The organism is uncultured Neptuniibacter sp. (genome assembly GCF_947498015.1).
In the GTDB taxonomy this organism is placed as follows: Bacteria; Pseudomonadota; Gammaproteobacteria; order Pseudomonadales; family Balneatricaceae; genus Neptuniibacter.
Window position 1 is genome coordinate 395,819 of the sequence record NZ_CANMIR010000002.1, and the last position, 12,857, is coordinate 408,675.

The following is a 12,857-nucleotide window of genomic DNA, read 5'->3' on the forward strand; positions in this document are numbered from 1 at the left end:
CTTAGCCTCTGCAAATTTCCATAAAATTCTTCATGATTTTTAGTCCTGCCGTAGCACTCTTTTCAGGATGATACTGACAGCCATAAATATTTTTGTGTTTTACTGTAGAACAGTACTCAAATTGAGAGTAAACAGTCGTTGATAGTACATCTTCTTCGCTAGAAGGCTTCACATAATAACTGTGGACGAAGTACATATCTTCTCCGCCCTTAATAGTGTCAAGGATTGTTCCATCCCATTTAGAAGGGTCCTCGGACTTGATTTCATTCCAATTAACATGTGGTAATTTTTCATGCGCCTCATCCAAAATTTCAAGCTTTAACACTTGACCAGGAATTAGACCTAGCCCTTCCGTATTACCAAACTCGGTACTTCGATCAAACAACATCTGCATCCCCAGGCAAATACCAAGCATGGGCTTACCCGTTTCTGAAAACTCACGAAGTTGCTCATCAATTCCCTGACTAATCAGCTTTTCCATACCATGCGCAAAGGCGCCAACACCAGGAAGCAATACTCCGTCCGACGAAAGAACTTCATCCCGATCTTTCGTTAAACAGACTTCTGCACCACTCTTTTTCAGGGCACGACAGATGCTCTTTATATTGCCGAGACCATAGTCTATTACTGCAATTGTGGTCACACTCTCACCTTGATTCCTTTGGACAAAAGATCTTTTTTAATTTCTTCAATGGACGAGAGCTCATAGTGCACCAACGAGGCTACTGCAACGGCATCTACCTCAGCGGTTTCCATAAGTTCGATAACATGTGAGGTTTTTCCAGCCCCTCCGCTCGAAATAACTGGGATGGTCACGGCATCACACACAACCTTGTTCAAATCGCAATCGAAACCCTTTTTAGTACCTTCAGCATCAATGGAAGTCAGCATAATTTCGCCTGCACCTAGCTGCTCTACTTTTTGAGCCCATTCAATAACATCAAGTCCTGTAGGCTCTCGCCCGTTATCTACATATGCTTCCCACTTTCCATCTCCGACATGTTTAGCATCGATGGAAATCACAATACACTGTGATCCGAATACTTTAGCCGCTCTTTCTATAAACTCTGGGTCCTGAACCGCTTTTGTATTAATTGCCACCTTATCTGCACCGGAGTTTAGCGCAGTCTGGACATCCTCAATTGTGCGTATCCCTCCCCCAACCGCAATAGGAACAAACACATCATCACACGCTTTTTCAATTATATGGCTGAGGCTATTTCTGTCGTAATAAGCAGCTACAGCATCCATGAAAATTATTTCATCTACACCGGATTCGTAGTACTTTTTTGCCAATTCATTCGGATCACCTACTTTTCGCAGCCCCTCCAAATGAATCCCCTTTATAACAAATTCATTTTTCACATCGACTCTTGCGATGACTCTCTTTTTATTCATCACTATATTTCTTGGAATTGTTTCTGATGTTCAATATCCCACACCTCAGAAGATTGCAGTAATTGAAAGAACAGCTTATCGCTTTCCCCACTACCAAAATAATCGCTATCTACAGCTTCTTTGGAAGGACCAAGCGCTTCAATTTCTTTTATGGCACATAAAATACTGGCCACTTGATAATCACAATTAATGATTGACTTTAGAGATACTCGATTATGCTGCCTTGAGCCAATATCCACAGTGGGGACGTTATAATATGGGGCCTCTCGCACACCAGCACTTGAATTCCCTATTATATAATCAGATTCTTTTAATAGAGTTAAAAAGTATTCAAATCTAAGTGAAGGAAAAACTTTGAACCTTGGGTTATTTTCAATCCGTTTGAATTCACTCAGAATTTCATTACTACCCAAATCATTATTAGGGAAGATTACCACATAATTTTTCCCGCTTTGTATTAGCGCTTCTACGAACTGACTAGCATACTCCCTGATATACTCATACTCAGTTGTTACCGGGTGAAACATCGCTATTGAGTAATCTTCAAACTCAATACCATAGTAAGTTTTTACCTTGTACAGAGAAGGAAGATTAGATGGGTTCATCAAATCCAGATCAGGCGAACCGATAACAAAAATCGAGCTAGGTTTTTCGCCCAATTGGATCAAGCGCCCTTTTGCTTCTTCATTCGCAACGAAATGAATATGAGACATTTTACTAACTGCATGACGAATAAGCTCATCTATTGTCCCAGAAATTTCACCCCCTTCAATATGGGCGACAAGAATATTATTAATACTGCCAACTATTGCTCCAGCCAATGCCTCCACCCGGTCCCCGTGCACAACAATAAGATCAGGCTTAACTTCCGCAATATAATGAGAGAAACCATCAATCGTCTTAGCTAGAGTTCTATCCATGTTTTCAATAGTGTCATGATTGATGTATTGGTAAATATTCTTAAATCCTGCTTTTGTGATTTCATCAACAGTTTTGCCATATTTGGAGTTAATATGCATTCCAGTGGCAAATATGTGCACCTCAAAATCAGTGCAAGATTGCGTGATATTAATTAGAGATTTGAGTTTACCAAAGTCTGCGCGAGTCCCTGTTAAAAAAACAATCCTTCTCTTAGTCACTGATATCTTCCCACTTCAGATGCCAATCTAATTCAAGATCATGCTTTGATTTTTTCCCTATTATCGATTGATAATGCTCAGCCTTGATTGCCCCCGTACCTGGCCTCTTTACCCATAGATTTTCTTCAGTAAAAGACTCCCCAGCCTTAACCGTCGAGGTCGTTACCACTGTTGCAAAAGCAAAATCTATCGTCACCTGTTCCTCTGCTGCAGCTTCTTTTTTACCCCCTCGCATTTCAGATATACTCGCACTTCCAATGATTAACTCCTTCAGAGCAACAGGATCCATTGAATTTACGATATCAGGGCCTGGGCGGTCCATTTTATCCGTAAAATGCCGTTCCAAAATATTGGCACCCAAAGCAACAGCTGCAAAGCACGCCAAATTTGAAGTAGTGTGATCAGATAGCCCAACCTCAACCTCTGGAAATTCCGCTTGCAGCTCCTGCATGGCACCTAATCTGACGAGACTTGCTGGGGTTGGATACAAATTCGTCGTGTGCATCAGAGCATATGGAACATCATGCTTTTCCATAATATCTACAGCCTTACGAACTGAACTAATATCATTCATGCCTGTACTGATAATCAAAGGCTTACCAAACGACGCTATATGCTCCAGCAAGGGATAGTTATTACATTCGCCCGAGCCAATTTTATATGCAGAAACATTCATTCGTTCCAATCTATCTGCCGCCGCCCTCGAGAAAGGGGTACTGATGAAGATCATACCCTTTTCTTCGACATACTTTTTTAACTTAAGCTCTTCATCTTCATTCAAGGCACATCTTTCCATAATTTCGTAAATGGATACATCTGCATTACCCGGAATGATATGTTTAGCCTCAACACTCATCTCATCTTCAACAACATGAGTTTGATGTTTGATGACCTCTGCACCAGCCTTCCAAGCAGCATCAACAATCTCAAACGCAGTTTGCAAACTACCTTCATGATTGATTCCCATTTCCACAATTACAAGAGGAGGCTCGCCAGCGCCAACATAGCGATCACCAATTTTGAAACCTTTTGACATCACAATACCTAGCTTAAGTAACTTTTAACTTTTAACTTTTAACTTTTAACTTTTAACTTTTAACTTTTAACTTTTAAAGAGATCATGGCAATCTTGACTTCCTTAGCCATAAGGCCTGCAAGAACATAAACGAATGGCCATCATCGCGAAAACTTCACTGTATTACGGCACACCGCCTTCAACAAAAAGGAGGAGAGGGGAGAGGATAAATTAGAACTTAGCAGATCCATCTACATAAAAGCCTTCATACTTTATTTGAGCTAAAAAATTATGTCTTGATTACTCCTTAGAACATTAAATAACAGGCGACCTAAGATCCCGACAAGCAACGACCACAATTTTACATCAAATTCCCTAAAGATTTAACACTATGATAATGATCTTTCCTAATCCTTATAACAATTTAATCGATGAGTATTTTAGCCTATTAGTAGTAGTCAAATAATCCCGAACATACAATTATGTCCTTACCTTCTGTCACTGCGGGTGACAATTCTTTATTGTTCTGATGCGGCATTTCTCCGCTATAATATCGCATCAATTAATCATCTATATCTCTCTGTGCCTCTGTTTTAGATGGATACCCTAAGGAGCATGCGAATAAGTCCTCAGCATGAGACAATCTGCGTTCAAATGTGCTGAGGGCTAACCATAGATCACCAACTTTCCTTCGCTGACAGCGAGTTCACCAACAAACGTCGTCAAACGCGCAAAGAAAAGTTTCTCGGTCTCATGGAGAAACTGATCCCTTGGCATCGGCTTGAATCAGTCATTGAGCCGCATTACCCAAAGGCAGGTAACGGCCGTAAGCCTTATCCATTACCGACTATGCTGCGTATCCACTGTATGCAACAGTGGTATAGCATGAGCGATCCTGCCATGGAGGATGCGCTCTATGAAATAGCGTCCATACGCTTGTTTGCCGGTCTATCTCTGGATAGCGCGATACCCGATCACACCACCATTATGAACTTCCGCCATCTTATGGAACGACATGGTTTAGCACGCAAGATTTTCAATGAGGTCAGTACTTGGCTGAGCGAAGCCGGTGTTCTAGTAAAAGAAGGGACATTGCTGGATGCGACGATCATCGAAGCGCCAAACTCTACCAAGAATAAAGACGGTGAGCGTGACTCAGAAATGCACCAGACAAAGAAGGGAAACCAGTAGCACTTCGGCATGAAAGCCCATATTGGCGTTGATGCGAAAACCGGGCTAACGCACAGTTTTACGACTACCGCAGCAAACGAGCATGACCTCAACCAAGCCGAGCACCTTCTTCACGGCGAGGAAAAATTTATCTTCGCAAACAGTGGTTACCGTGGAGCAGAGAACCGCGAAGCACTGGAAGGTGTGAAGGCCGACTGGCACGTTGCGGATCATCAAGTGTCAGTTCGGCTTACCAAGGCTCGCTATCATGGATTGATGAAGAATGATGGCAAGTTGGCGATGCTATTCGCTTTGGCAAACTTGGTGCGAGTGGACCAGATGCTGCGAACATAGGAGAAAACCGTCTGTGAGCTGAAAAAACAGCTTTCAGGCGGTAGAGGACGAGTAAAAACAGGTCGATTACGCCGCCATAGCGCCCTGAACAGAAAAGTAGCTCAGCATGTGGGACTTATTCGCATGATTGTATGGACTCCCCCTGTATTGCAAGAGTTAATTGCTGACATTTTAGGTTTGACTGCACGCTTGCATCCGGCCTCTTGATGAGCCTTTTCTTTGCGGTTTTGGCGGGGCATTTAGTGAATTCACTATCAGCGATAGTGAGAGTTGCTAATCCATATAAAGCCTTCAATATCGCAGAGCCTCAGATTATCTCATGATCAGGAGTTATTCGCAGTTACCCCAGGCATTCTTTCAAGTACCTTGACGCACATAACTTTCTGTTTTCCTAGCAGACCTTCCCCCCTTCTTTCCAAATTCAGAAAGGCGTAAAATACCTAACACGTTGCATTTTCTCTAACAACGCCTTCCGGTAGAGGAAGAATCAAAAGCCAACCCATTAAAAACAACGAGTTATCTTTACCGATAAGAAAACCCATTTAATAGCAGCCGACACCTTGAAACTGACCACTGCACACCTTTGCTGGAATAAAAGCACCCCTCTATCAGAGCAATTCGATGATATGTACTTCAACATCGATCAAGGCATTGAAGAAGGGCTGCACGTTTTCCTCAACCCCAATGAGGTCTCACACCGCTTCAGCAACTTTAGCGGAGGCTCATTCTGCATAGCGGAAACAGGCTTTGGTACCGGCTTGAACTTCCTAATAACCGTCAACGAGTGGCCTGAAGAAGCAACAGGATCCCTCCATTACATTTCTGTAGAGAAGCACCCACTGACAACAGGTGATCTAAAGCTGGCATTATCTCAGTGGCCACAATTTTCAATCATTGCCGATAAGCTTCTTGAGCAATACCCTCTTGCCACTGAAGGCTTTCACCGTCTGGAATTTCCTAACAACGTCACCCTGACTTTGCTCTTCGGCGATGCTGCTGAAAGTTTTTCTCAGCTTGAAGGCACAGTTAATGCCTGGTATCTGGATGGGTTTGCACCTTCCAAAAACCCAGAGATGTGGAGCGCAGAATTATTTCATGAGATAGCACGATTGAGCAAACTGGGAACAACCTTTTCTACCTTTACTGCAGCGGGTGTCGTAAGGCGTGGTTTACAAGACGTTGGCTTTGATGTGTATAAAAAGAAAGGGTTTGGGCGCAAGAGGGAGATGCTTGCGGGTAGATTCGTGGAAACAAAAGCCCCCATACCTCATCAAAAACTTTGGTTTCATACTCCCCATTCAGAATTACCGGAACATGTCGCTGTTGTCGGTGGCGGCCTAGCTGGCTGCAGCACAGCATACTCCCTTGCTAAACGGGGTGTAAGCGTCACCCTGATCGAGAAAGAGGAACAACTGGCAACAGGTGGTTCTGGGAATCGTCAAGGCGCCTTGTACGCAAAGCTCCCCGTCAAACCGACGGTACAAGGCGAACTGCATCTATCTGGATTTCTCCACTCAATCAGACTGCTGAAGCAACTCGATCCTGATGAGACACTCTGGTCTCAATGTGGTGTAGCTCAACTGGCAACCAACAACAAGGAAGCGGCTCGCCAGTCAGATATGATCGAGGGCCAGTATTATCCTGATGAACTGGTGCAGTATAAGACCTCCACTGAGCTATCTAAAATTGCCGGCTCACTGATTGAACACAGCGGCCTTTTCTTTCCTGACGCAGGCTGGGTTTCCCCTTCAGAACTGTGTCGCAGGTTAACCCTCGAGGCAGATATAACGATTAAACAGGGTGAACTAGCTGCCTTGACCTACTCGGACAAAAAGTGGGCATTGAGCTTCATGGATAACAGCACGCTTGCTGCCTCACATCTCATTATTTGTGGAGCCGAAGAGAGTAACCGCTTTACGCAAACCTCTCATCTGCCGTTAAAGACGATTAGAGGACAGGTTTCAATTACTCCTAAAACACCTGCTCCTATACAGGCAAAATTAAATACGGTTGTATGCGGCGAGGGGTATATATCCCCCCAAAAAGATGATCAGCTCTGCTTTGGTGCTACATTTGATTTAAAGGGAAAAGAGCTAAATGTGACCCAGCAAGACCATGATAAAAATCTTGTTAATCTCACGACGGTTTTGCCTAACATTGCTGACAGTATCGATGCAACCACGCTACAAGGACGAACTGCGTTTCGCTGCAGCACTCCGGATTATCTACCTGTTGTTGGTCCGGCCCCCGTTTACGATAGTTACCTGCAAACGTTTGCCAAGCTGCGTAAAGATAAAAACTGGCGTTTTGGTGATACGTCTGCAGAGTATTTTCCTAACCTTTATATCAATACAGGACATGGCTCCAAAGGCCTGATAACCTGCCCTATATCCGCTGAACTTCTCGCATCTATAATTTGTAGTGAACCTTTGCCCCTTCCTAAGACTCTAATAGATGCGGTCCACCCTGCACGTTTTATTATCAAGAACTTGATAAAACAGGCGATATAGTTGGTATATTGAAAGAACACTGTCAGTCATAGGCTTGTTATTGACCGTTTTGGAGTGATGTATGGCGCTTTTTGTGTATGACCATGGTTACAGAATTCAGACCCCCAAAGAGAGTCTGTTTCCGGCCAAGGGCGTGCCGTCACTGCATAAAACACGTCACTCTCATCGCAGCGCAGATAAAGAAGACAATCTGCATGCAGATGGTGATAAAGTTGTACTTCCCCGTTTTAAAAACCAATCTCTATCCGGTGCTCAAGGCGCCGCTACCAAAGCATACACCTCGACTGCAGATGATACGCAGCGTAGAAAAAGTGATAACTTAACCGTCTCACGTATAATGGTCTCTCCGGTCCATACCGTCAGCCCGGCAACCCCCATCAATAGTGCGTGGCAGCGTATGCAGTCACTTGAAATAAGTCACCTGGTTGTGATTGATGCTGACAAACGGCCTTTAGGATTACTCTCTGAATCTGATCTTTTAGCCCCCGGTACCGACTCAACAACGGCCATTAAAGATATCTATTCGCGTAAACTGATCGCTGCGACACCCGAGACTCTGGTTCAGGATGTCGCGATCAGTTTTATTGATCACGGTATCAATGCGATGCCAGTTGTTGGCAGTAGAGATGAAGTGGTCGGAATTGTCTGCAGAACAGATCTACTACGCCTGCTTGTCAGCGGCCTCCATCTTGAGCGCTGGGTTTAACACGCTCTTGCGGTAATACCCGTTCAGGCTCAGGGTCGTCGGCATCCCCCTTACCCCCAAATAAACCGGCCAGAAAGCGGAAGACCTTCTTAATTCCTCGCCAGATTTTTGGCAGCAACCAGATGAGAAGAAGAATGAAAACAACCAAGCCCGCAAGAAACCAGATCGGATGGTTTAAGGCTGCCCACAAGCCCCCTAATACCATCAGATCCTCACTGATCGATGCGGTCCAGTTGGTAACTGGCTCAGGCGATGTATTTATCAGCACCCGGCCCCCAGCTTTAGCTGCATGACTTCCCGCTGCTAACGAACCACCAACAAGCGCAGCGGCTATCTCAACCGCAGGCGCCATATCACCGACTGCTCCAGCTGCAAGCGCAGCCCCCGCCGGAATACGAATAAAGGTATGCAAACTATCCCAGCCAGTATCTACACCCGGCACTTTATCCGCAAAAAACTCAACAAAGTACATAAAGCCCGCAGCCATGAGCACCAGAGGATCACTCACCACCTGCAGTTCCTCAGGGAGTGCAACGTGTCCCATATTGTTGAGAACACCCAACATCAATACCGTAGCATACAGATTGATACCACTCGCCCAACCCACTCCCATTGTCAGAGCGATCAGACTAATCATTTGTTCAAGCTGGTCCATAAAGCACCTCAATTACCCACATAGACAGAAACCGCCTTCAGATCCACATCTACATTTTTTCTCTAGGTACTATATTGCAAAGCCCTGTACTCTCGCTGAACAGAATCACAGCCTGACCTGAGGCCAGCATCACACGGACCTCTTGAACCTTCTCAGCAAGAGACACCTCCTCTTCACCATAGTCGGTGCCATCACGCGTGACAAACTCTTCAATCAGCGCACTCAGTGTATCCGGGTTTAATTGATCGGGAGGGATAATCATAACAGCACTACCAGATCTTCAGCTTTTTCAACCAACTTTCACTCGTCCAGTGCGATGGGCAGCCCTGAAGCTCCCGCTCCCAACTTTCGGAGCGCACCTGAATATGTTCAGCCTGTTTCGTAAGTTCAGGGTATTTTTCAGCATCAAAGCGATGAAAATCCCCATGACCCAGACGAAGCGCTAAGTAATGGTCACCCGCCGCTTGCCAGTTAAGATTATTTCTTTGGGTACTCAGCTGGGTGTACCAACCGATAAAATCCAGAGCATCTTCGGGATTATAAGGAGAGGCATCCCATCTCTCAGAACGAATACGGTACTCATCCCAGTCCGATGCCCGTGGTCGTACATGCTTTTTATCCAGATCGGACAGAGGTGGCTCAAGCAGAACCAATGCTAATGACAGCGGGGTACCATATCTTTCTTTCAGTTTAACCGCTGGCTCTACCCACTCATCATTTTCATCCAGTAACTCACAAATTGGCATAGCAGGCTTAGTATCGGAACCAAAGCAGCCCGTCAATATCAGGCTGAAGAGTGATAGAAACCCAAGATGGCAGGCAATTTTAATATTCATTCCAGTTCGATACCCTGTTCATTTAAAAACGCGATAAAGCCCTCTTCATCCATGGTTGGGATTCCCAATTCAGTAGCCTTACTCAATTTAGATCCAGCACCCGGACCTGCGACCACACAATCAGTTTTAGCGGATACGCTTCCAGCCACTTTTGCTCCGAGTTGCAGCAGGTGATTTTTTGCCTCACTTCTTCCCATCTGCTCCAGCTTACCCGTCAACACCCAGGTTTTACCCTGCAAGATCAACTGATCCTGAGCTTTTGATTCAATCGGCTGCCAATGCACCCCTGCCTGATCAATCAGGGCGCTGATAACCTCTTTGTTGTGGGACTGATCAAAGAAGTTAATGATATGTTTAGCCACGATAGGGCCTACATCCTGCACCTCTAGTAACTGCTCTTCAGAAGCCTCCATTAATGGATCAAGCTCACCAAAGTGCATAGCTAAAGCTCGCGCTGTCGCCTCTCCTACTTCTCGAATACCTAACGCATAGAGAAATCTGGGTAGTTCTGTTGCTTTACTATCGTTAATCGCATTAACGAGGTTATCTGCCGACTTAGGCCCCATCCTCTCAAGTTTAGACAACTCCTCACGAGTCAGTTGATACAGTCCAGCCGGTGTATGCAGCATATCCAGATCAACCAGCATCTCAATCAGCTTATCGCCCAAGCCATCTATATCCATCGCTTTACGCGATGCGAAATGCTTCAATGCTTCCTTTCGCTGAGCGGCACAATAAAGACCTCCACTGCAGCGGGCTACTGCTTCTCCTTCGAGCCGTTCAACTTTTGACTGGCAAACAGGGCACTGTTCTGGCGGCTCTACCACTACCGTTTTTTCAGGGCGGCGCTCCAATACGACTTTGACCACCTGAGGGATGACATCACCCGCCCGACGGATCACTACGGTATCTCCTGCCCGGACATCTAAACGTTCGACCTCATCCATATTATGCAATGTCGCATTTGAAACCGTGACCCCTCCGACAAATACAGGGACCAGCCTGGCCACCGGTGTAACCGCTCCAGTACGTCCCACCTGAAACTCGATCGTCTTGACCGTAGTCATCTCTTCCTGGGCGGGAAATTTATGTGCGATTGCCCAGCGTGGAGCACGAGAGACAAAGCCTAGCTTCTCCTGTTGCCCCAGTTGATTCACCTTGAAGACAACTCCATCAATTTCGTAGGGGAGCTGATTACGTAATTCACTGACTCTTTCATAATAATCCAGGCAACCTTTAACGCCTGAAACCACTTCCAGCAGAGGATTCAATCTAAAGCCCCACCCCTGTAACTGCTTCAGAATCTCTGCATGCTTCTCCGCTAAATCGCCCCCTTCAGCAATTCCAATGCTATAACTACACATCTCTAATGGACGTGATGCAGTAATTTTAGGATCTAACTGACGCAAACTTCCCGCAGCGGCATTACGCGGATTAACAAACGCTTTCAATCCCTGAGAGAGTGCCTTCTTGTTAATCGCTTCGAAGCCTGATTTCGGCATATAAATTTCGCCACGCACTTCAAGCCTATGCGGATAGCCTGACCCACTTAACTTCAGTGGGATTGTAGGAATCGTGCGCACATTCAGAGTTATATCTTCCCCGGTAGTCCCATCTCCACGGGTAGCACCTCGAATCAATACGCCCTCTTCATAGAGGAGACTGACTGCAATACCATCCAACTTAGGCTCACATGCAAATTCAATAGAATCTGCACCATCCAGTTGAAGCCTGTCCAAAATGCGGCGATTAAACTCCTGCATATCTTCCGCTGAGAAGGCGTTATCCAATGACAACATCGGCATCTCATGTTTAATCTGCGAAAAAGCGCTTAATGGCTGAGCCCCGACACGCTGAGTTGGAGAGTCTTTTGTTACAAATTCAGGGTTATCCCGCTCAAGTGCTTTCAGTTGTTGGAACAGTCGATCATATTCCGCATCCGGGACAGATGGATCATCCAAAACATAGTATTGATAATTATGGTGATTTAACTGATCACGAAGATTCTGAATTTGTAGCTCAATAGACACGGGTAAACTCGATAAGGTAAAGAAAGGAAACGCGGCATTATCGGCCGCGTTTTTTTAGATTTTTCATTTCGTAATCACGAATCCGTTGACGATAATGCTCCATCGTCTGGGATCTGAGAACAGATCGGTTCTCGTCCAGCATCTCGCCCCCCAGATGCTTAGCGACTGTATCAGCTGTTGCCAGCATACATTCAAACGCTTCCATCACATCCTCGGGCTCTTCCATCGACATAAAAAACATCACCGCCTGAGTACTCAGGCTTGAGTCGTCATGCTCATCAAAGGTGCCTGGAGGAAGTGCATTCGCCATACTGAACTGGACCGCACTAACGCCTGACTCCTTTTCATAGCGATGGTATATATCCATCTCTCCAAAAGCCATGCCACACGCATCGATGATCCGTTTCATGACTGAGCCATCGAATGCCGGCTGAAGCTTCGATATTACGGAGATAACCAAAACATTTTCAGGATCCGGATCTTTCAGCAGCGGTTTGCGTCTGGAGCTGGGCTGAACAGGCTCCTTATCCACAGCGGATCGATTTTCAGGCATTTCTGGAGCAACATTATTAAAGGCGCTCACTTGAGGTTCCGGCTCTTCCTGAAGCGTTACCCGCTCTTCAGTTTCAACAGCGAATCGAGCCTCAGCGACAGGTTGTGTCTCGCGACCAAACTCTGGAACCGAAGGCGTATCATCCAATGCAGACCCCAGATTCAACTCTGCAAAAGAGTTATCGGGCACCTCTTCCTGTGGCAGATCAAAATCAAATGGTTTCTGTGGGTCATCCTCACCCTCAACCGGTGTCGTCTGTTCCACCCCTGCAAGATCAAGCTGTGGAAACGGTTCTTCGTCCACAGATCCTGTTTGTTGCAGTGTCTCTTCAGCGACATGATCCACTAACGCCGTGATCGGCTTATCAAAATCGATCTCAGCTAATGGCTCTTCGACCAGTTCAGGAACCCATGATGGTTCTGGTTCTGGTTCTGGTTCTGGTTCTGGTTCTGGTTCTGGTTCTGGTTCTGGTTCTGGTTCTGGTTCTGGTT

The 12,857-nt window shown here is 45.6% G+C and carries 11 protein-coding genes and 1 pseudogene; 3 read left to right on the plus strand and 9 right to left on the minus strand.

What is annotated here, in order from left to right:
• Position 1: 1 nt before the first annotated feature.
• The 4 genes from hisH to Q0882_RS04135 are packed head-to-tail and all read right to left on the minus strand — an operon-like array spanning position 2 to position 3,573.
• Positions 2–643 (minus strand): imidazole glycerol phosphate synthase subunit HisH, encoded by a 642-nt coding sequence (gene hisH, locus Q0882_RS04120; RefSeq protein ID WP_299178384.1) that lies wholly within the window; start codon positions 641–643, stop codon positions 2–4.
• Positions 640–1,398: an imidazole glycerol phosphate synthase subunit HisF gene (hisF, locus tag Q0882_RS04125; RefSeq protein ID WP_299178386.1), complete on the minus strand. Its 759-nt coding sequence runs from the start codon at positions 1,396–1,398 to the stop codon at positions 640–642. Before hisF ends, hisH begins: the two co-directional genes overlap by 4 nt.
• Positions 1,399–1,400: 2 nt before the next feature.
• On the minus strand, positions 1,401–2,537 hold the full coding sequence (neuC, locus tag Q0882_RS04130) for a UDP-N-acetylglucosamine 2-epimerase (RefSeq protein WP_299178388.1): 1,137 nt from the start codon (positions 2,535–2,537) through the stop codon (positions 1,401–1,403).
• Positions 2,530–3,573 carry an N-acetylneuraminate synthase family protein gene (locus Q0882_RS04135; RefSeq protein WP_299178390.1) on the minus strand — a complete coding sequence of 348 codons (1,044 nt, stop codon included), beginning with the start codon at positions 3,571–3,573 and terminating at the stop codon, positions 2,530–2,532. Before Q0882_RS04135 ends, neuC begins: the two co-directional genes overlap by 8 nt.
• 651 nt (positions 3,574–4,224) lie before the next feature.
• On the opposite strand from Q0882_RS04135, the pseudogene Q0882_RS04140 reads away from it, so the two are divergent.
• From Q0882_RS04140 to Q0882_RS04150, 3 genes and pseudogenes are all read left to right on the plus strand, one after another.
• Positions 4,225–5,076: pseudogene (locus tag Q0882_RS04140) on the plus strand (IS5 family transposase).
• Positions 5,077–5,636: 560 nt separating this feature from the next.
• Complete coding sequence (gene mnmC, locus Q0882_RS04145; protein WP_299178392.1) at positions 5,637–7,586, plus strand: bifunctional tRNA (5-methylaminomethyl-2-thiouridine)(34)-methyltransferase MnmD/FAD-dependent 5-carboxymethylaminomethyl-2-thiouridine(34) oxidoreductase MnmC; 1,950 nt, start codon at positions 5,637–5,639, stop codon at positions 7,584–7,586.
• Between the two features lie 61 nt (positions 7,587–7,647).
• Positions 7,648–8,292: a CBS domain-containing protein gene (locus Q0882_RS04150; RefSeq protein WP_299178394.1), complete on the plus strand. Its 645-nt coding sequence runs from the start codon at positions 7,648–7,650 to the stop codon at positions 8,290–8,292.
• Here Q0882_RS04150 and Q0882_RS04155 read toward each other — a convergent pair.
• The 5 genes from Q0882_RS04155 to zipA form a co-directional block, all read right to left on the minus strand.
• Positions 8,261–8,947 carry a DUF4126 domain-containing protein gene (locus tag Q0882_RS04155; RefSeq protein WP_299178396.1) on the minus strand — a complete coding sequence of 229 codons (687 nt, stop codon included), beginning with the start codon at positions 8,945–8,947 and terminating at the stop codon, positions 8,261–8,263. The genes Q0882_RS04150 and Q0882_RS04155 overlap by 32 nt on opposite strands.
• A gap of 49 nt (positions 8,948–8,996) precedes the next feature.
• Positions 8,997–9,209, minus strand: coding sequence for a YheU family protein (locus tag Q0882_RS04160; RefSeq protein WP_299178398.1), 213 nt, complete (start codon positions 9,207–9,209; stop codon positions 8,997–8,999).
• Between the two features lie 7 nt (positions 9,210–9,216).
• Complete coding sequence (locus tag Q0882_RS04165) at positions 9,217–9,783, minus strand: hypothetical protein (RefSeq protein WP_299178400.1); 567 nt, start codon at positions 9,781–9,783, stop codon at positions 9,217–9,219.
• Positions 9,780–11,813 carry an NAD-dependent DNA ligase LigA gene (gene ligA, locus Q0882_RS04170; RefSeq protein ID WP_299178402.1) on the minus strand — a complete coding sequence of 678 codons (2,034 nt, stop codon included), beginning with the start codon at positions 11,811–11,813 and terminating at the stop codon, positions 9,780–9,782. Before ligA ends, Q0882_RS04165 begins: the two co-directional genes overlap by 4 nt.
• A gap of 37 nt (positions 11,814–11,850) precedes the next feature.
• Positions 11,851–12,857: cell division protein ZipA (zipA, locus tag Q0882_RS04175; RefSeq protein ID WP_299178404.1), on the minus strand; the 1,007-nt coding region annotated here is incomplete at its 5' end.